Annotated in this window: 20 protein-coding genes; 14 read left to right on the top strand and 6 right to left on the bottom strand. The window is 72.5% G+C overall.

Features of this window, described 5'->3' with window-relative positions:
- Positions 1–19: 19 nt before the first annotated feature.
- The 5 genes from MET9862_RS13530 to ssuD are packed head-to-tail and all read left to right on the top strand — an operon-like array spanning position 20 to position 4,787.
- Complete coding sequence (locus MET9862_RS13530; protein WP_210248105.1) at positions 20–919, top strand: aliphatic sulfonate ABC transporter substrate-binding protein; 900 nt, start codon at positions 20–22, stop codon at positions 917–919.
- 6 nt (positions 920–925) lie between these two features.
- Positions 926–1,927 carry a sulfonate ABC transporter substrate-binding protein gene (locus MET9862_RS13525; RefSeq protein ID WP_142583482.1) on the top strand — a complete coding sequence of 334 codons (1,002 nt, stop codon included), beginning with the start codon at positions 926–928 and terminating at the stop codon, positions 1,925–1,927.
- A gap of 6 nt (positions 1,928–1,933) precedes the next feature.
- Entirely contained in the window at positions 1,934–2,716 is a 783-nt protein-coding gene (ssuC, locus tag MET9862_RS13520) for an aliphatic sulfonate ABC transporter permease SsuC (protein WP_142583481.1), read from the top strand.
- A gap of 2 nt (positions 2,717–2,718) precedes the next feature.
- Positions 2,719–3,588 (top strand): ATP-binding cassette domain-containing protein, encoded by an 870-nt coding sequence (locus tag MET9862_RS13515; RefSeq protein ID WP_142583480.1) that lies wholly within the window; start codon positions 2,719–2,721, stop codon positions 3,586–3,588.
- Between the two features lie 20 nt (positions 3,589–3,608).
- Positions 3,609–4,787 carry an FMNH2-dependent alkanesulfonate monooxygenase gene (gene ssuD / locus MET9862_RS13510; protein WP_142583479.1) on the top strand — a complete coding sequence of 393 codons (1,179 nt, stop codon included), beginning with the start codon at positions 3,609–3,611 and terminating at the stop codon, positions 4,785–4,787.
- Between the two features lie 213 nt (positions 4,788–5,000).
- Here ssuD and MET9862_RS13505 read toward each other — a convergent pair whose 3' ends face one another.
- Positions 5,001–5,180, bottom strand: a complete 180-nt coding sequence (locus tag MET9862_RS13505; protein WP_142583478.1) for a hypothetical protein — start codon at positions 5,178–5,180, stop codon at positions 5,001–5,003.
- 97 nt (positions 5,181–5,277) lie between these two features.
- Positions 5,278–6,042, bottom strand: coding sequence for an alpha/beta fold hydrolase (locus MET9862_RS13500; RefSeq protein ID WP_142583477.1), 765 nt, complete (start codon positions 6,040–6,042; stop codon positions 5,278–5,280).
- A 185-nt stretch (positions 6,043–6,227) separates the two neighbouring features.
- Between MET9862_RS13500 and MET9862_RS13495 the strand changes: the two genes are divergently transcribed.
- A complete protein-coding gene (locus MET9862_RS13495) occupies positions 6,228–7,055 on the top strand; it encodes an FkbM family methyltransferase (protein ID WP_142583476.1) in 828 nt (275 codons plus the stop codon).
- A 6-nt stretch (positions 7,056–7,061) separates the two neighbouring features.
- Here MET9862_RS13495 and sfsA read toward each other — a convergent pair whose 3' ends face one another.
- Positions 7,062–7,778, bottom strand: a complete 717-nt coding sequence (sfsA, locus tag MET9862_RS13490) for a DNA/RNA nuclease SfsA (RefSeq protein ID WP_142583475.1) — start codon at positions 7,776–7,778, stop codon at positions 7,062–7,064.
- Positions 7,779–7,874: 96 nt separating this feature from the next.
- On the opposite strand from sfsA, the gene MET9862_RS13485 reads away from it, so the two are divergent.
- From MET9862_RS13485 to MET9862_RS13475, 3 genes are all read left to right on the top strand, one after another.
- Positions 7,875–8,615 carry a competence/damage-inducible protein A gene (locus MET9862_RS13485; protein ID WP_142583474.1) on the top strand — a complete coding sequence of 247 codons (741 nt, stop codon included), beginning with the start codon at positions 7,875–7,877 and terminating at the stop codon, positions 8,613–8,615.
- 10 nt (positions 8,616–8,625) lie between these two features.
- Entirely contained in the window at positions 8,626–9,477 is an 852-nt protein-coding gene (locus tag MET9862_RS13480; protein ID WP_142583473.1) for a formate/nitrite transporter family protein, read from the top strand.
- Between the two features lie 147 nt (positions 9,478–9,624).
- Entirely contained in the window at positions 9,625–10,179 is a 555-nt protein-coding gene (locus MET9862_RS13475) for a glutathione peroxidase (protein ID WP_142583472.1), read from the top strand.
- 122 nt (positions 10,180–10,301) lie between these two features.
- On the opposite strand, the gene MET9862_RS13470 is transcribed toward MET9862_RS13475, so the two are convergent.
- The gene (locus tag MET9862_RS13470; RefSeq protein ID WP_142583471.1) at positions 10,302–10,661 is read right to left on the bottom strand and encodes a hypothetical protein; all 360 of its coding nucleotides are present in this window, start codon (positions 10,659–10,661) and stop codon (positions 10,302–10,304) included.
- 86 nt (positions 10,662–10,747) lie between these two features.
- Here MET9862_RS13470 and MET9862_RS13465 point away from each other — a divergent pair, with 86 nt between their 5' ends.
- Both MET9862_RS13465 and MET9862_RS13460 read left to right on the top strand, forming a co-directional pair.
- A complete protein-coding gene (locus MET9862_RS13465) occupies positions 10,748–11,644 on the top strand; it encodes a diguanylate cyclase domain-containing protein (protein ID WP_142583470.1) in 897 nt (298 codons plus the stop codon).
- Between the two features lie 339 nt (positions 11,645–11,983).
- The gene (locus MET9862_RS13460; RefSeq protein ID WP_142583469.1) at positions 11,984–12,622 is read left to right on the top strand and encodes a LuxR C-terminal-related transcriptional regulator; all 639 of its coding nucleotides are present in this window, start codon (positions 11,984–11,986) and stop codon (positions 12,620–12,622) included.
- A 49-nt stretch (positions 12,623–12,671) separates the two neighbouring features.
- On the opposite strand, the gene MET9862_RS13455 is transcribed toward MET9862_RS13460, so the two are convergent.
- Positions 12,672–13,877, bottom strand: a complete 1,206-nt coding sequence (locus tag MET9862_RS13455; RefSeq protein WP_142583468.1) for a DNA topoisomerase IB — start codon at positions 13,875–13,877, stop codon at positions 12,672–12,674.
- 132 nt (positions 13,878–14,009) lie between these two features.
- Here MET9862_RS13455 and MET9862_RS13450 point away from each other — a divergent pair, with 132 nt between their 5' ends.
- From MET9862_RS13450 to MET9862_RS13440, 3 genes are all read left to right on the top strand, one after another.
- A complete protein-coding gene (locus MET9862_RS13450) occupies positions 14,010–15,158 on the top strand; it encodes a glycosyltransferase family 4 protein (protein ID WP_142583467.1) in 1,149 nt (382 codons plus the stop codon).
- Positions 15,155–15,853 (top strand): class I SAM-dependent methyltransferase, encoded by a 699-nt coding sequence (locus MET9862_RS13445; RefSeq protein WP_142583466.1) that lies wholly within the window; start codon positions 15,155–15,157, stop codon positions 15,851–15,853. Before MET9862_RS13450 ends, MET9862_RS13445 begins: the two co-directional genes overlap by 4 nt.
- An 89-nt stretch (positions 15,854–15,942) precedes the next feature.
- Positions 15,943–16,497, top strand: coding sequence for an NAD(P)H-dependent oxidoreductase (locus MET9862_RS13440; protein ID WP_438616614.1), 555 nt, complete (start codon positions 15,943–15,945; stop codon positions 16,495–16,497).
- On the opposite strand, the gene MET9862_RS13435 is transcribed toward MET9862_RS13440, so the two are convergent.
- Positions 16,469–16,948, bottom strand: a complete 480-nt coding sequence (locus tag MET9862_RS13435; RefSeq protein ID WP_142583465.1) for a hypothetical protein — start codon at positions 16,946–16,948, stop codon at positions 16,469–16,471. The genes MET9862_RS13440 and MET9862_RS13435 overlap by 29 nt on opposite strands.
- Positions 16,949–17,070: the final 122 nt, after the last annotated feature.

Raw genomic sequence — 17,070 nt, 5'->3', positions numbered from 1 at the left:
GCCCACGGGCCTCGCGGCGATCCGGCCGGCGCGCGCCGCCGAGCCGGGCGTCCTGCGCATCGGCTACCAGAAGAACGGCATCCTGGTCATCGCCAAGCAGCAGGGCGTGATCGAGACGCGGCTGAAGGCCCTCGGCCACACCGTGAAATGGGTGGAGTTCTCGCTCGGGCCGCCGCTCCTCGAAGCGCTCGGCCTGGGCGGGATCGATCTCGGCCAGACCGGCGACGCGCCGCCGGTCTTCGCCCAGGCCGCGGGCGCCGACCTCGTCTACGCCGCCGCCCAGGAAGGGGCCGGGACGGGCTCCGGCATCCTGCTGCCCAAGGGCTCGCCGATCCGGACCATCGCCGAGCTCAAGGGCAGGCGCGTCGCCTTCGCCAAGGGGACGAGCGCGCACAACCTCCTGGTGGCGACCCTGGAGAAGGCGGGGCTTGCCTACGGTGACATCGAGCCGGTCATCCTGGCCCCCGCCGACGCGGCCGCCGCCTTCGCCCGCGGCAGTTTCGACGCGTGGTCGATCTGGGACCCCTACCTCGCCATCGCCGAAGGTGGCGAGGGCGTGCGCGTCCTCAGTTCCGCCACCGACATCGCGCGCCCGAACACCTTCTTCCTGGCCAACCGCGGCTTCGCGGAGACGCGGCCCGAGGTGCTCACCGCCGCCCTCGACGTGCTCGATGGCGTCGCGCGCTGGGCCGAGGCCAATCGCGGCGAGGTGGCGGCGATCCTCTCGAAGGGCACCGGCGTACCGCTCGCTGCGACGCGCCGCGCGGTCGACCGCGCCAATTACCGGATCGGCCCGCTGACGCCGCAGGTGGTCGCCGAGCAGCAGAGCGTCGCCGACCGCTTCCACGCCCTCAAGCTCATCCCGAAGCCCATCCGCATCGCCGATGCGGTCTGGGTGGCCCCCGCACGCAACGGCTGACGATCGATGACGACCCGCTCGCCCTCCCGCGCCGCCGCACGCGCCGCCTCCGCCCCGACGATCCGCCGCACCCTGCTTGCGGCCGGCCTCGGCCTCGCGACCTGGCTCGGCGCCAAGCCCCTGCGGGCGGCGCCGAAGACACTGCGCATCGGCTACCAGAAATACGGCACCCTGGTGCTCCTGAAGGCCCGCGGAACCCTGGAGAAGGCGCTCGCCGGCCAGGGCGTCGCGGTGGCGTGGTCGGAATTTCCCTCCGGGCCGCCGCTGCTCGAGGCGCTCAATGCCGGGGCCATCGATTTCGGCTCGGCCGGCGAGGCGCCGCCGATCTTCGCCCAGGCCGCGAGCCCGGAGCTGCGCTATGTCGCGGCCGAGCCGCCGGCCCCCCGGGGCGAGGCCATCCTGGTGCCGAAGGACAGCCCGATCCGCACCGTGGCGGATCTGCGGGGCAAGACGATCGCGCTCAACAAGGGCTCGAACGTGCACGCCCTGCTGCTGCGGGCCCTGGAGAAGGCCGGCGTGCCCTACGAGGCCGTCAACACCGCCTTCCTCGCCCCCGCCGATGCCAACGCTGCCTTCGTGCGGGGCTCGGTCGATGCCTGGGCGATCTGGGACCCCTACCAGGCCGCTGCCGAGCGGGCGACGGGCGCGCGCACGCTCACCAGCGCCGAGGGCCTGGCCCCGAACCGGCAGTTCTATCTCGCGAGCCGCACGATCACCGAGACCGCGCCCGGCCTCGTCGTCGCGGTCCTCGACGCGATCGCCGGCGTCGATGCCTGGGCGAAGGACAATACGGCGGCGGTGGCGGCCGAGCTCGCGCCGTCCGTCGGCATCCCTGCCGCCGTCCTCGCGGTGGCGCTGGAGCGGCAATCCTACGGCGTCGCGCCCCTCGATGCGGAGGCGGTCGCCGAGCAGCAGCGCATCGCCGACAGCTTCCACGCCCTCAAGCTCATCCCGAAGCCGATCCGCGTCTCCGACGCGGTCTGGACGCCTCCCGCACGCAACGGCTGAACCCCGATGGCACATCCCTTCCTCGATCAGGCGAGCCGGCGCCTCACCCCCTGGCTGCTGCCGGTGGCGCTGCTCGCCGGCTGGCAGGCCGCAGTCACGGCCGGGCTCGTCTCCAACCGCTTCATGCCCGCGCCCCTCGACGTGGCGCGGGCCGGCATCGCCGCGGCGAGCACGGGTGAGCTCTGGACCAATCTCGGGGTGAGCGCGCTGCGGGCGCTGGCCGGCTTCGCCATCGGCGGCGGCATCGGCTTCACGCTCGGCCTCGCCAACGGGCTCTCGCGGGTCTCCGAACGGCTCACCGACACCAGCGTGCAGATGATCCGCAACATCCCGCACCTCTCGCTGATCCCGCTGGTGATCCTGTGGTTCGGCATCGGAGAGGAGGCGAAGCTCTTCCTCGTGGCGCTCGGCGTGTTCTTCCCGATCTACGCCAACACCCTGCACGGTATCCGCTCGGTCGATCCCGGCCTCGTCGAGATGGGGCGCGTCTACGGCATGTCGCGCTTCGAGCTGTTCCGCCGCGTCGTGCTGCCGGGCGCCTTGCCCTCGATCTTCGTCGGGCTGCGCTACGGCCTCGGCATCATGTGGCTGACGCTCATCGTCGCCGAGACGATCTCGGCCTCCTCGGGCCTCGGCTACATGGCCATGCAGGCGCGCGAGTTCATGCTGGTCGACGTCGTGGTGCTGGCGATCCTGATCTACGCGCTGCTGGGCAAGCTCGCCGACGCCCTGACGCGCCAGCTCGAGCGCGTCACCCTCTCCTGGAACCCCGCCTACAGGACTGCGTGACGATGCTGCTCGACGCCCTCCGCCCCGAATATTTCGGCCTCGACCGCGCGCGGCACGCGGAGGCCGACGACCGCACCGAGACCGTGCCGGACCGCATCGGATCCGGTGCCAGCTCGAAAGACTCGCCGCGCGGCATCGCCGTCACCGTGCGCGACCTGCGCAAGGATTTCGACGGCCACAGCGTGATCGACGGCCTCGACCTGCACATCCCGGCGGGTCAGTTCACCGCGGTGGTCGGCCGCTCGGGCTGCGGCAAGAGCACCCTGCTCCGGCTCATCCTCGGCCTGGAGACGCCGTCCGGCGGGCGCATCGGGCTCGAGGCGCCGGCGGGGACGAGCCGACGGAGCGCCCCACCGAAGCGCATCATGTTCCAGGACCCGCGCCTGCTGCCCTGGGCGCGCGTGGTCGACAACGTCGCGGTCGGCCTGACCGGCCTCGGCTCCAAGGGAGAGCGGCGGGAGCGCGCCCTCGCCGCGCTCGCCGAGGTGGGCTTGGCCGATAAGGCCGGGCAATGGCCGGCGACCCTCTCGGGCGGCCAGCGCCAGCGCGTGGCGCTGGCCCGCGCCCTCGTCAGCGGCCCGGGGCTGCTCGCCCTCGACGAGCCGCTGGGCGCGCTCGATGCGCTGACCCGCATCGGCATGCAGGGGCTGATCGAACGGATCTGGCAGCAACAGGGCTTCACCGCGTTGCTCGTCACCCACGACGTGGCGGAGGCGGTGGCGCTGGCCGACCGCATCCTCGTGATCGATGCCGGCCGCATCGCCCTCGACCTGCGGGTCGACGTGCCCCGGCCGCGCCGCCGTGGCGACCCCGACCTGGCGGCCCTTGAGGGCCGCATCCTCGAACACCTGCTCGGCGAGCAGACCGCCTGAGCCGTCTTCGGAGTTTCGCGATGACCCAACAGACCGACGGGCGCACCGATGTCCTCTGGTTCCTGCCGACCCATGGCGACGGCCGCTATCTCGGCGCCGCGGAGGGCGCGCGCGCCGTCTCCCTCGACTATCTCCGCCAGATCGCGCAGGCCTCGGACGATCTCGGCTATTACGGCGTCCTGCTGCCGACCGGGCGCTCCTGCGAGGATTCCTGGATCGTCGCCTCGGCCCTGGCGCCGCTGACCCGGCGCCTGCGCTTCCTCGTCGCCGTGCGCCCGGGCCTGATGGAGCCCTCGGCCGCCGCCCGCATGGCCTCGACCCTCGACCGGATCTCCGGCGGGCGCCTCCTCATCAACGTGGTCACCGGGGGCGATCCCGTCGAGCTGCGCGGCGACGGCGTCTTCCTCGACCACGACGCGCGCTACGCCGTCACCGACGAGTTCCTGACGATCTGGCGCGGCCTGCTCGCCGGGGACACGGTGAGCTACGAGGGCTCCCATCTGCGCGCCGAGAACGGCCGCCTGATCTTCCCGCCGGTGCAGTCGCCCTACCCGCCGCTCTATTTCGGCGGCTCCTCGCCCGCGGGGATCGCGGTCGCGGCCGAGCATTGCGACGTCTACCTCACCTGGGGCGAGCCGCCGGCCGGCGTCGCCGAGAAGATCGCCCTCGCCCGGGAGGCGGCGGAGCGGAAGGGCAAGACCTTCTCCTACGGCATCCGCCTGCACGTCATCGTGCGCGAGACGGAATCGGAGGCCTGGGAGGCGGCCGAGCGCCTGATCTCGCGCCTCGACGACGCCACCATCGCCCAGGCCCAGGCGACCCTGAAGCGACAGGATTCGGTCGGCCAGAACCGGATGATGGCGCTGCATGGCGGGCGCCGCGACAAGCTCGTGGTCTCGCCGAACCTCTGGGCCGGCGTCGGCCTGGTGCGCGGCGGCGCCGGTACCGCCCTCGTCGGCTCGGCCGATCAGGTGGCCGACCGGATGAAGGAGTATATCGATCTCGGCATCGACCGTTTCATCCTCTCCGGCTACCCGCATCTGGAGGAGGCCTACCGCTTCGCCGAGCTCGTCTTCCCGAAGCTCCCCTTGCGCGCCACCACCGGCAACGGCGATGCCCCCGCCGCCCGCAACAACGGCCCCTTCGGCGAGGTCATCGCCAACGACATCGTGCCGACCCGGCGCGTCGGAGCGCACTGATACGGCCCTGCCGGCCGCACCTCACCGCTCCGGGGAGCGCCGGGCGGAGGGCGGGCGCGGATCGGCGTCGCGGCGCGGGCCGTCTCCGGGCGTGGCACGGTCGAGCGGCGGCGGCCCCGGCGGTAGCGGAATCTCCCGGAACTTCGGCCGGGCCCGCACCGCGAAGGTGCGGGCCGGCGCACGCTCCGGCGCATCGGCCACGGCCCCGCCGCCTCAGCTGGAGAACGAGCCGAAGCCCTCGAAACTGTCGATGGAGATCCGGCTCTCCGGCACGGCCTCGTCCCCGGACGGCGCCTGATCCGTGTCCGGCTCGGTCCGGGCCGCCTCGCCCGGTGCGGTCTCGATCGGGGCGACAGGCCAGATCGGACGATCCTCAAGGACGGGCTTCGGCATCGCATCCCTCCATCCAGGCATCGCAAACAGCGATGCTTGGTGTATGGCATGCCAAAACTTTTTCAAGAGGGCGAGGCGCCCTCCGCGTCCCGCGCCCTCAGGGGCGGGCGGCCAGAAAGGCGAGCACGCCCTCACGGTGCTCGCGCGCGCCGACCGCCGTGCTGTGGTCGCGGCCGGGGATCTCGAGGGCGCGGGCGTTCGGCATCAGGGCGGCGAGCTGCGGCCCGGATCCCGCCACGGTGTCGAGGGTGCCGACCGTGACGAGGACCGGCAACTCGATCTGCGCGATCTCGCCCCGCGACAGGGTCTGGCGCGAGCCGCGCATGCAGGCGGCGAGCGCGCGCAGGTCGCTGCGGGTCTGCTCGGCGAAGGTGCGGAAGGCGGCCGCCGTCGGGTTCGGTGCCGGCGTTCCGGCGGGCGCCTCCAGGGCCTCGGCGATGCCGGCCGGCAGGCCGCGGCCCTCGACGAGATGCATGCCGAGCCCGCCGATCAGTGCCGAGCGCAGGCGGTCGCGGTGGTCGAGGGCGAGATGGGCGGTGATGCGGCCGCCCATCGAGTAGCCCATCACGTCGGCCCGCGCGATGCCGAGATGGTCGAGCAGGCGCACCGCGTCGCCCGCCATGGCCTCCGAGCTGTAGAGGGCGGGATCGTAGAGCTTCTCGCTCTCGCCGTGGCCGCGGTTGTCGAGGGCGATCACCCGGTAGCCGGCCTGGGCCAGGGTGCGCACCCAGAGGGTGTTAACCCAGTTCACCGCGTGGTTCGAGGCGAAGCCGTGGATGAGCAGGATCGGATCGCCGGAGCCGCCCTGGGGCGGCACGTCGATATAGGCGATCCGCACGCCGTCCGAATCGAAGCTCTGCATCCTCACCCCGCCTGCTGGCTGCAGCTCACCGCTTAGAGCGCTCTCCGCCGGAGGGGAAGCCGGTCCGGCGCCGGAGCGTGCGTCGCGCCGCAGGTCGGCCCGAGCATTGCGGAGCATCGTCAAGCAAGGCCAAGCAACGTCGGCGCTTGCAGGAGGCGGGTCCGGCTGTCATCACGCGGCCCGCAATGACAGATGTTCCGCCCTACGGCACCTACGCCCCCGCCGGCCTCGTCGCGGCGATCACCCGGCGCACCGGCCGCATCCCGGCCGAATCCTGGCACGGGCGCCGTCTCGCCCTGTTCCTGCGCCGCCTCGGCATCTCGCTGCTCGCGGGCCGCCCGCTCGACGTGGAGCGCTACGGCGCGCGCATGCGGCTGCACCCCTACAACAACAACTGCGAGAAGAAGGTGCTCTTCACTCCGCAGTTCTTCGATCCGGTCGAGCGCGCGATCCTGAAGGAGCACCTCTCGCCCGGCTGCACCTTCATCGATATCGGCGCGAATATCGGCGCCTATTCCCTGTTCGTGGCCGCCTTCGCCGGCCCGTCCGCCCGCATCGTCGCGGTGGAGCCGCAGCCCGACGTGTTCGACCGCCTGAGCTACAACATCGCCCTCAACCCGTTCCATACGGTGAAGGCTGTGGCCTGTGCGGTGGCCGACAAGGCGGGCGAGCTGACCCTGTTCGTGGACCCGCGCAACCGCGGCGAATCGAGCCTGAAGATCGTGGGCACCAACGAGGGCGCGCAGATCCGGGTGCCGGCGGTGACCCTGCTCGACCTCGTGCGCAGCGAGGGTCTGGCCCGCATCGACGCGATCAAGCTCGACGTGGAGGGCGCCGAGGACCTGATCCTGGAGCCCTTCCTCCGCGAGGCGCCCGTGAGCCTGCGGCCCGGCCTCATCCTGGTCGAGAACGGGGTCGACCAGTGGCAGCTCGACCTGCCGAAGCTGCTCGAGAGCCACGGCTACCGCGAGCGCACCCGCACCCGGCTGAACCTCATCTTCGAGCGGGTCTGAACGCCCTCAGGCCGGCGTGACCACCGGGATCTCCTGCGCGATCCGCACGCCGCCGGGGCCGACCGCGCAGCGATAGGCATGCGTTTCGACGCCGCGGGTCCGGGCCTCGCGGAAGGCGGCGTCGAAGGCCGGATCGAGGTCGCGGGCGACGTCGAAGGCGTCCGCATCCATCTGCACCACCACGATCACCACGGCGCGCCCGCCCGCTGCCACCACCGCAGCGAGCTCGCGCATGTGGCGGGCGCTGCGGGCGGCGACGCAGTCGGGAAACTCGGCCAGGCGAGGCTGCCGCATCAGGTGGCAGTTCTTCACCTCCACATGGCAGGGCGGCAGGCCGGGGCCGGTGGCCACGAAGTCGACCCGGCTCGCCGCGCCGTAGCGCACCTCCGGCCGCAGCGCGTCGTAGCCGGAGAGCGGCGCCAGGGCGCCGTCGCGGAAGGCCTCGGCCACCAGCGCGTTCGGCCGCATCGTGTTGATGCCGACCCATTGCAGGCCGCCGGGCAGCGCGGCCTCGACCAGCTCCCAGGAATGGCGCAGCTTGCGCGCCGGGTTGTCCGAGACGGAGAGCAGCACGCGGGCGCCCGGCGCGGCGAGCCCGAGCATCGCGCCGGGATTGGCGCAGTGGGCCGTGACCTCGCTGCCGTCGGGCAGGGCGATGTCGGCGAGGAAGCGCTTGTAGCGCCGCAGCAGGCGGCCCTCGACGAGGTCGGTCGGGAATTCCATGCGCCCGCTTTACGCAGAGGCGGCCCCTGAGCGGAAGGCGTGGCGCCGGGCCGGTCCCGCGCTATCTGCGCTGGGATTCCTCCGGACAGGCCTCGCATGAGCACCGAAACGACCGACGTCACCGCCGCCATCCTCGTCATCGGCGACGAGATCCTGTCCGGGCGGACCAAGGACAAGAACATCGGCACCATCGCCGACTACCTCACCGCCATCGGCATCGGCCTGCGCGAGGTGCGCATCGTGCCGGACGTGGAGGCGGCGATCGTCGAGGCGGTGAACGCGCTCCGCGCCCGCTACACCTACCTGTTCACCACCGGCGGCATCGGCCCGACCCACGACGACATCACGGCCGATTGCGTGGCCAAGGCCTTCGGCGTCGGCATCGACGTGGATCCGCGCGCCAAGGCCATGCTGCTGGAGCGGCACAAGCCCGAGGACCTCAACGCGGCGCGGCTGCGCATGGCCCGCATCCCGGACGGGGCGGCGCTCATCCCCAACCCGATCTCGAAGGCTCCTGGCTTCCACCTCGGCAACGTCTTCGTCATGGCGGGCGTGCCCGCGATCATGCAGGCGATGCTCGACCAGATCGGTCCCGGCCTTGCCCGCGGCGCGCCCGTCCTGTCCGAGACGATCCTCGCCCGGAACCTGCCGGAGGGCACCTATGCCACGCCGCTCGCGGAGATCGCGAAGCGCCATCCGGACCTCTCGATCGGCTCCTACCCGTCGATGACGCAATCGGGATTCGAGAACCGGATCGTGGTGCGCGGCCAGGATCCGGCGGCGCTCGCCCGGGGGCGGGCCGAGATCGAGGCGCTGGTCGCCGAGCTGTCGGCCTGAGGCGCTGGCCATGGCGGAGCCGCAGGACAGGGCGCAGGAGCGCGAGGAGCTCGAGGAGATCGTCCGCTCGATCGGGCGGCCGGACGCCTTCGTGCTGCACGAGGTCATCCGCCGCACCGGCAACGAGGAGTTGCGCCGGCACGGGGGCGCGCTGTTCCTCTCCGCCTTCGCGGCGGGGCTCAGCATCGCCCTGTCGCTGATCGTGCCGGGTGTCCTCAAGCGCTACCTGCCGGCCGCGGACTGGGCCGAGGTGCTGGTCCGGATGGGCTACGCGGTGGGCTTCCTCGTCGTGGTGCTGGGGCGCCAGCAATTGTTCACCGAGAACACCATCACGCCGGTCCTGCCGCTCCTGCACGACCGCACCCTGAAGGCCGCCTGGCGCCTCGCCCGGCTCTGGGCGATCGTGCTCGCCGGGAACATCCTGGCGACCGCGGCCATCGCCGCGGTGATCGCCCATTCCGGCGCCTTCCCGCCGGAGATCCAGCGCGCCTTCGCCGAGATCAGCCACCAGACCATCGCCTTCGGCTTCTGGGCGACGGTGGTGAAGGCGGTCTTCGCGGGCTGGATCATCGCCCTGATGGTCTGGATCCTGCCGGCGACGGGCGCGGCGGCGACCTTCGTCATCCTGCTGATGACCTGGCTGGTGGCGCTGCTCGGCCTCGCCCATGTGGTGGCCGGCTCGGTCGAGGCCTTCTACCTCGTGCTGACCGGAGAGGCCTCGCTCCACGACTACCTCTGGCGTTTCTTCCTGCCGACCCTCCTCGGCAACGTCTTCGGCGGGGTCGCGCTGGTGGCCGCACTCAATTTCGGTCAGGTCGCGCCCGAGGTTGAGGAGAAGAAGGACGCGGACGGCACGGGCTGAATCCGCGCTGGGGCCGAGCCTCCGCCGATCACGCATCGAGGCCGTGCGGGTCGCATTCATGCCGCACCGGTCTCCCCTTCGGCGGCCTGCGCGCTAGACTGGTCCGTGGCGGGCACGCGGCCCGCCGGAGGCCGGGGAGGACTTGCCATGACCCTGCTGCGCCGCGAGGCCCTTGCCGTGATCGCCGCGGCTCTCAGCCTGCCGGCCCGTGCGGCGGAGACGCGCGCCACGAGCTTCGCCTTCGAGACGCCCGAGGGCGGCCCGATGCCGCTCGGACTCTATGCCGGCCGGCCGATCCTCGTCGTCAACACCGCTACCGCCTGCGGCTATGCCGGCCAGCTCGCCGGGCTGCAGACCCTGTGGACGCGCTTCCAGGACCGGGGCCTCGCCGTGATCGGCGTGCCCTCGCCGGATTTCGGCAACCAGGAGCCCCTCGACGGCCCGGCCATCGCCGAGGCGGCGCGGCGGAATCACGGCGTCACCTTCCCGCTCACCGCCAAGACCCATGTGCGGATGCCGCGCGCCCACCCGTTCTACGCCTGGGCGGCGGAGCGGAAGCCGGGCGAGACCCCGCGCTGGAACTTCCACAAGTACCTCGTCGCGCGCGACGGCAGCCTCGCCGCCGCCTTCGCCACCCAGGTCGAGCCGAACGATCCGCGGATGATCGCGGCGATCGCCGCCGAGCTCGACCGGCCGGCCTGAGAGCTCATTCGAGCGGATCGAGCAGGGTCTCACGCCGCCAAATCCCTCTCGACCTCAGGATGAGGGGGGTGGGTGGGACGGGCCGGATCTCCGCATGACGATCGCTCGATCCCGCTCTGAGGCTAACCTTTCCCGTCGAGGCCCGCGAACCACGCCGCGTAGCGCGTGTTGCGGGCCAGGCGACGCGTCTCGTCCGGCGTGCCGTCGTCCCACCAGACCGGCCCGCGCTCGCCGAGCGCCTCCTTGGCCGCCTGGACCGCCTCCCGCGCCGCGGCGAGCGCCGTGGAGGCGCCCGGCTGCGCCTCGCGTTCCGCCTTCAGGGCTGCCCGGACGGCGCGCCGGCCCGTCATCAGCGCCGAGACCGCCGCCGCCCGCTCTGCCGGCCCGAGAGAGGGGTCGGCCCGCCGCCAGAGCCGCCCGCGCACCACGATGTAGCGCCCGTCCGGCGTGGTCGGCGGCGCCTTGACAAGCCGCTCACGCATCCGTGAGCCGGGCGCGCGCGAGAGGGAGTATTAAGCATTGGTGTCCAACTATGCGTGCCCGAGTCCGCCGCGGCCCGAGAACCTGCATGCATATCGTCATCGTCGATTCCAGCCGCGTCGTCCTCAAGATCGTCTCCGGCCTCCTCGAACCGCGTGGGCACGTGGTTCACAGCTTCACTGATTCCGCCGAGGCCCTGGCCTTCCTCTCGAACCAGCCCGAAGTTCGGGTGCTGATCACCAGCCTGCAGGTGCGCCCCCTGAGCGGCCTGGAGCTGTGCTGGTCGGCCCGCCTGCTGGCCGAGGAGCGGCGGCCCCTCTACGTCATCACCATGTCCTCGGCCCGCAACGAGCGGAACCTCGCCGAGGCGCTGGATAGCGGCGCCGACGACTTCATCGACAAGCCGCCGGGTGCCGAGGAGTTGCACGCCCGCCTGCGTGCCGCCGAGCGCCTGACCACGCTCCAGGAGAACCTGATCCGGCTCGCCGAGACGGATCCCCTGAGCGGCATCCTCAACCGCCGCGCCTTCTTCGCGCAGGCGAATACCGGGGCCGACCGGGCGGGCAATCACGGCCGCCTCTCGATGGTGCTGGCCGACATCGACCACTTCAAGCGGATCAACGACGAGCACGGCCACGATGTCGGCGACCTCGCCATCCAGGCGGTGGCGAAGCTGATCGCCACGGAAGGCAAGGCCGGCCGGCTCGGCGGCGAGGAATTCGCGCTGCTCCTGCCGGAGACGGGGCTGGAGGCGGCCGAGGCGGTGGCGCGCCGTCTGTGCCTGCGCGTGCGCGACCTGCGCATCCGCGGCGCCCGCGGGCCCGTCACCCTCACCTGCAGCTTCGGCGTGAGCACCTGGGTCGAGGGCGATTCGGTCGAGGCGCTGATGAAGCGCGCCGACATCGCGCTCTACGAGGCCAAGACCGGCGGCCGCGACCGCGTGGTCTCGGCGGCCACCGACCTGATCCTCGCCCGCACGGCCTGAGGCCGGCCACCGGCGGCTCGGCGCCGCCGGCGCACGACCGCATCGTTCCAAAGCCCACCCCGGCCCGGTATCGACCGCACGGGAGAGGGCTGCAGCGCGCCTGCACGGTCCCGTGCCAGGCCTTGCAGGGGGCGGGCCAAGATCGGCACAGATGTGAAGAAATAAACTGAATCAGTTTGTGCCGTCCTGGCACAGATCTGGTCGGTCGATCCCGTGTCTACCTTGGCGCAGGGTCTGCATAAACCATAATCGAGCCAGATCGGGCCTGGAACAAACTTTGGAACCTCATACCCGCAGCCGGTGAAGACGTTTCAAACCGGGAACAGAGGGTGCGGGGTCATGAGTGATGCGGTTGGCGTGCTGATCCTGGATGAGCCCCAGGAACTGTGTCCGACCTTCCGAGCGACCCTGGAGCATCTGCCGGCGCTTCAGACGGTGACGGAGGCCGATCTCAACGCGGGTTGGGCGGGTCCGGCGGTCGCCGTGGTGTTCTTGGACGAGAGCCGGCTCGGCGACGGCCTCGCGCGCATCGTGGCTCTCCGCGACCGTCAGCCGGAGCTGCGTATCCTCGCGGCCTTCCAGGCGCTGACGAGCAAGGATCTCCGGGCGGTGCTCACGGCCGGTATCGACGCGGTGATGGCGCGCTCCGCCGCCCCGCGCGAGATCTGCGCGGCGGTGCTGGCGCTGGCGGACGGCGCGGCCTGCCTCGTGGCGGACCGGGAGGAGGCGCCGGAATCCGGCGAGGCCCTCGGCCTGACCCCACGCGAGGCCGAGGTGCTGCGCTTCCTCAGCGCCGGCTTCAGCAACAAGGAGGTGGCCCGCCGCCTCGCCCTGAGCGTCCGCACGGTGGAGACGCACCGGCTCAACCTGCGTCGCAAGACCCAGACGGGCCGGCTCAAGGACCTCGTCACCCTGGCCCGCCAGCTCGGCCTCGCGCCGGTGGTCGAGGGCGAGCGCGGCCGCAACTCGCGCCACTGACGGGGAATCGGCGCGGGTCCCGCCTCGGCGGGACCGCCGAGGGCCATCGTCAGGGCGCGGCGTGCAGCGCCGCCTGCGCCGGCCGGCGCGCGGCAGGCTTCGCGGATCTCCGGCCCTTCGCCACTTGCACTCTCGCCTCACGCTCTTTTGCCGTCTTGCGGGCCGGCTTCGCCGTCACCGCCACATCGCCCCCCTCCAGCCGCTTTCGCAGCAGCGTCAGCACCGCCGCCTCCTCCGGCCGGAGCGCCGCGAGCCCGCGCAGCTCGTCGTCCACCGCCTCCTTGACCTGCAGCAGAAGGCTGCCCTCGAGATAGCAGTCGAGCACCTGCGGGTGGATGTAGCACTTGCGGCAGATGGTCGGCGTATTGCCGAGCCGCGCCGCCACGCTCTCGATCGCGGCGCGCACGTTGGTCTTGGCCTTGGCTTGGTTGTCGAAGGCCTCGAATTCCTGCAGCGCCAGCGCGGCGAGCACCGTGCCGGCCCAGGTGCGGAAATCCTTGGCCGTGAAATCCTCGCCCGCGATCTCGCGCAGATACGCGTTCACGTCCGAGGAGGTCACGTCGCGTCGCTCGCCGGCCGCGTCGAGATACTGGAACAGCTCCTGGCCCGGCAGGTCCTGGCAGGCCTTGACGATGCGGGCCACGCGCCGGTCCTCCAACGCGATGTCCCAGGTCTTGCCGCTCTTGCCCTTGAAACGGAACGTCATCGCCGCGCCCTCCACCTTGACGTGCGGGTCGCGCAGGGTGGTGAGGCCGTAGCTCTTGTTGGTGCGGGCATAGTCGTCGTTGCCGACGCGGATCAGCGTGGTCTCAAGGAGATGCACCACGGTGGCGAGCACCTTCTCCCGCGGCAGGCCGCGCAGCGCCATGTCGGCGTCGACCCGCGCGCGGATGCCGGGCAGCGCGTCGGCGAAGGCCATGATCCGGCTGAACTTGGTCGATTCCCGCGCCTCGCGGAAATCGGGATGGTAGCGGTACTGCTTGCGCCCCTTGGCGTCGCGGCCGGTGGCCTGGATGTGGCCGTTCTTCCTCGGGCAGATCCAGACATCGGTATAGGCCGGCGGGATCGCGAGCTTGCGGATGCGCGCGAGCGTGGCCGCGTCGCGCACCGGCTCGCCCTTGGCATCCAGGTAGCGGAAGCCCTTGCCGCTCTTCCGGCGGGTCAGGCCGGGGCGGCCGTCATCCATGTAGACGAGCCCGGCCTCGGCCGCGGCCTCGCGCGGATCGACGACGCTGCTCTCGGCCGATTCGGGCATGGCACGCACCTTCCTGATCCACTCGCCTCGTCACCGCCGGACAACCGCGGGCCGCGCATCGGCGTTCCGGGCGGCTCCGATCCGTCGCAGAGTCCCCGCGCGTGCCGGATCCGCCCGTGCTACAGCCGCCGCATGGACGCCCCGCTGCCCGCACCGATGGCCCGCCTCGTCTACGTGGTGACCGAGGACTGGTTCTTCGCCTCGCATTTCCTGCCCTTCGCCCGCGCGGCGGTCGCGATGGGGCTGTCGGTCACGGTGGTCACCCGCGTGCGCGACCACCGCGCCGCGATCGAGGCGACGGGCGCGCGGGTGGTGCCGCTGGAGGCGGAGCGCTCCAGCCTCAACCCGATGGCGGCGGGCTACGCGGCGGGCCAGCTCGCGGCGATCCTGAAGGCGCTCAAGGCCGACATCGTCCACTGCATCGCACTGCGCGGCATCCTCGTCGGCGGCACCGCGGCCACGATGGCGGGCGTGCCGGCCCGGGTCTACGCGCTCACCGGCCTCGGCCTGATCGGCGCCCGCCAGGACGCGGCCGGACGCATGGCGCGCACGGCCTTGCGCCACCTGATCCGCGGGGCGCTGGCCTCGCGCCGGACGCGCTTCCTCCTGGAGAACCCGGACGACGCGCGGGCGCTCGGCCTCGACCCCGCCGACACCGCGGTCACCATCGTCGGCGGCGCTGGCGTCGACCCGGAGGCGTTCCGGCCGGCCCGTCTGCCGCCGCTGCCGCCGCTGCGCGTCGCCCTCGTCGCGCGCATGCTCTGGTCGAAGGGCGTCGACGTTGCCGTCGAGGCCGTGCGCCTCGCCCATGCCCGCGGCGTGCCGGTGGAACTCTCGCTCTACGGTGCGCCCGATCCCTCCAACCGCCGGGCGATCCCCGAGGAGACCCTGCGCGGCTGGTCCCGCGACGGCGTCGCCTGGCACGGGCCGACGCGGGACGTGGCCGGAATTTACGCGGCCCATCACGTCGCCTGCCTGCCCTCGCGCGGCGGCGAGGGGCTGCCGCGCACCCTGCTCGAAGGCGCGGCCTGCGGCCGGGCCCTCCTCACCACCGACGTGCCGGGCTGCCGCACCCTGGTGCGCGACGGCATCGAGGGGCTGGTCGTACCCCCCGACGACGCGGAGGCGCTGGCCCGGGCCCTGGCCCGGCTCGCCGTCGATCCGGCCCTCGTCGCGAGCCTGGGGGAGGGCGCGCGCGCGCGGATCCTGTCCGGTGGCTTCACCGAGGCGGCGGTCGCCGCGGCGGTGTGCGGCCTCTACCGCGAGCTCATGCCGGCATGATCCGGGTCAGCCCAGAGAATGCGGAGGGCTTCATCCGCGCCAACACCCGGCTGCTGCCGGTGCCGCACGCGCCCGAGATCGCCCTGCACGTCGCCGACGAGGCGACCGAGCTGTGGCAGCGCACCGAGGAAGAACTCGAGGCGATCGGCCTGCCGCCGCCCTTCTGGGCCTTCGCCTGGGCCGGGGGGCAGGCGCTCGCCCGCTACCTCCTCGACAATCCGGACCTCTGCGCGGGGAGGCGGGTGCTCGATTTCGCGTCCGGCTCGGGGCTCGCCGCCATCGCCGCCGCCAAGGTCGGCGCGGCCGAGGTGGTGGCGAGCGACCTCGACCCCTTCGCGATTCCCGCGATCCGCCTCAACGCCGCCGCCAACGGCGTCGCCGACCGCATCCGCCCGGCCCAGGAGGACCTGATCGGGCGGGAGGTCGCGGTGGATCTCGTGCTCGCCGCCGACATCTTCTACGAGCGCGACCTCGGCGCCCGGGTCGCGGACTGGCTCGGCGACCTGCAGGCCCGGGGCACCACGATCCTGATCGGCGATCCCGACCGCACCTACCTGCCGCGCGACCGGCTGACGCAGGTCGCGAGCTATCGCGTGCCTGTGACCCGTGCCCTGGAGGATGCCGAGATCAAGGCGAGCCATGTCTGGCGCTTCCACGATCCCGAGGACGCCGTCCCGGATCGGCGCGCGGGATGACCCCGCTCGACACCCGGACGTCCGGTGGGCCAAGCCTTGCAGGGCCAGAGCTGGAACCCCGCCCCGGACCAGACCGGAGATCGAACCAGGTGTCCTTGCCCCGTATCGTCGCCTTCTCGGCCAGCGCCGGCCGGCCCTCGCGCACCCGCGCCCTGGTGGAGGCGGTGGCGGAGGAACTCGGCCGCCTGCGCCCGGTGGATCTGACGGTCTACGACCTGCTCGATGCCGGGCCGGACCTCTGCGTCGCCGCCCGCGAGGAGCTGCCCCCATCCGCGCGCGCCCTCATCGAGGCGATCGAAGGGGCGGACGGGCTGATCGTCGGCACGCCGGTCTATCAGGGCTCCTATGCCGGCCTGTTCAAGCACGTCTTCGATTTCGTGCAGCCGGAGGCGATGCTCGCCAAGCCGGTGGCGCTCACCGCCACCGGCGGGGGGCTGCGGCACGCGCTGGTGGTGGAGCACGCGCTGCGCCCGCTCTTCGGCTTCTTCGCCGCCCATGTGGCGCCGACGGCGGTCTATGCCTGCAGCGCCGAGATGGACGGGCTCGTCATCGCCGATGCGGGCGTGGCCGCCCGGGTGCGCGCGGCGGCAGCGGAACTGTCCGACCTCATCGGGATCAGCCGCGCGGCACCCGCACCGCGATGATGCGGGAGCCGGTGGCGTCCGCGGCCGGCGCGTCCATCCGGGTCCAGTGTCCGCTCTCGCCGCGCGACAGGACGCGCGCACCGCTCCGGCGCCGGGGCGGCGGGCTCGGCGTGTCGATCACGGTCAGCGTCGGCTGGCCGACCGGGGCGCGGGTGATGCCCGCCACCGTGGGGATGCCGTAGGTGCCATAGCTCCAGGCGGGCGGCACGATCTCGCTCGGCCGTGGGAAACGGGTGAGCGGCGCGCCGATATAGGCCCCGCGCACCGCCTCGTCGGCAAAGCCATAGCCGCCAGAGGGGCCGGAACCTCCGTAGGCGTAGCTCGGCGCGTAGACCGTGCCGTAGGACGGGACGCGGCCATACTCGCCGGCTTCCGCCTGGCCGAGGTCGGCGCCGAGACCGGCGCTGAGGGCGAGGAGAGCCAGGGCGGGCCGCAGGGTGCGCGCGAACATCGGTCCGTCCTCCGGATGCGTCACAGGGATCTGGCCGGGAACCGGCCCGGACACGATGTCGTTCCGCGCCGCGCGGATTGGCCAGCCGGGCAGACTGCGTAACCGGGCCGCTGCCGGTCGAG

Source organism: Methylobacterium symbioticum (assembly GCF_902141845.1).
Classification (GTDB): domain Bacteria; phylum Pseudomonadota; class Alphaproteobacteria; order Rhizobiales; family Beijerinckiaceae; genus Methylobacterium; species Methylobacterium symbioticum.
This window is presented reverse-complemented; position numbering and strand designations above follow the sequence as displayed.

Excerpts from the sequence above, each read along its gene's own strand:
- MET9862_RS13525 (WP_142583482.1), top strand. The coding sequence starts at position 926 with ATGACGACCCGCTCGCCCTCCCGCGCCGCCGCACGCGCCGCCTCCGCC.
- ssuC (WP_142583481.1), top strand. The coding sequence starts at position 1,934 with ATGGCACATCCCTTCCTCGATCAGGCGAGCCGGCGCCTCACCCCCTGG.
- MET9862_RS13515 (WP_142583480.1), top strand. The coding sequence starts at position 2,719 with ATGCTGCTCGACGCCCTCCGCCCCGAATATTTCGGCCTCGACCGCGCG.
- ssuD (WP_142583479.1), top strand. The coding sequence starts at position 3,609 with ATGACCCAACAGACCGACGGGCGCACCGATGTCCTCTGGTTCCTGCCG.
- MET9862_RS13505 (WP_142583478.1), bottom strand. The coding sequence starts at position 5,180 with ATGCCGAAGCCCGTCCTTGAGGATCGTCCGATCTGGCCTGTCGCCCCG.
- MET9862_RS13500 (WP_142583477.1), bottom strand. The coding sequence starts at position 6,042 with ATGCAGAGCTTCGATTCGGACGGCGTGCGGATCGCCTATATCGACGTG.
- MET9862_RS13495 (WP_142583476.1), top strand. The coding sequence starts at position 6,228 with ATGACAGATGTTCCGCCCTACGGCACCTACGCCCCCGCCGGCCTCGTC.
- sfsA (WP_142583475.1), bottom strand. The coding sequence starts at position 7,778 with ATGGAATTCCCGACCGACCTCGTCGAGGGCCGCCTGCTGCGGCGCTAC.
- MET9862_RS13485 (WP_142583474.1), top strand. The coding sequence starts at position 7,875 with ATGAGCACCGAAACGACCGACGTCACCGCCGCCATCCTCGTCATCGGC.
- MET9862_RS13480 (WP_142583473.1), top strand. The coding sequence starts at position 8,626 with ATGGCGGAGCCGCAGGACAGGGCGCAGGAGCGCGAGGAGCTCGAGGAG.
- MET9862_RS13475 (WP_142583472.1), top strand. The coding sequence starts at position 9,625 with ATGACCCTGCTGCGCCGCGAGGCCCTTGCCGTGATCGCCGCGGCTCTC.
- MET9862_RS13470 (WP_142583471.1), bottom strand. The coding sequence starts at position 10,661 with ATGCGTGAGCGGCTTGTCAAGGCGCCGCCGACCACGCCGGACGGGCGC.
- MET9862_RS13465 (WP_142583470.1), top strand. The coding sequence starts at position 10,748 with ATGCATATCGTCATCGTCGATTCCAGCCGCGTCGTCCTCAAGATCGTC.
- MET9862_RS13460 (WP_142583469.1), top strand. The coding sequence starts at position 11,984 with ATGAGTGATGCGGTTGGCGTGCTGATCCTGGATGAGCCCCAGGAACTG.
- MET9862_RS13455 (WP_142583468.1), bottom strand. The coding sequence starts at position 13,877 with ATGCCCGAATCGGCCGAGAGCAGCGTCGTCGATCCGCGCGAGGCCGCG.
- MET9862_RS13450 (WP_142583467.1), top strand. The coding sequence starts at position 14,010 with ATGGACGCCCCGCTGCCCGCACCGATGGCCCGCCTCGTCTACGTGGTG.
- MET9862_RS13445 (WP_142583466.1), top strand. The coding sequence starts at position 15,155 with ATGATCCGGGTCAGCCCAGAGAATGCGGAGGGCTTCATCCGCGCCAAC.
- MET9862_RS13435 (WP_142583465.1), bottom strand. The coding sequence starts at position 16,948 with ATGTTCGCGCGCACCCTGCGGCCCGCCCTGGCTCTCCTCGCCCTCAGC.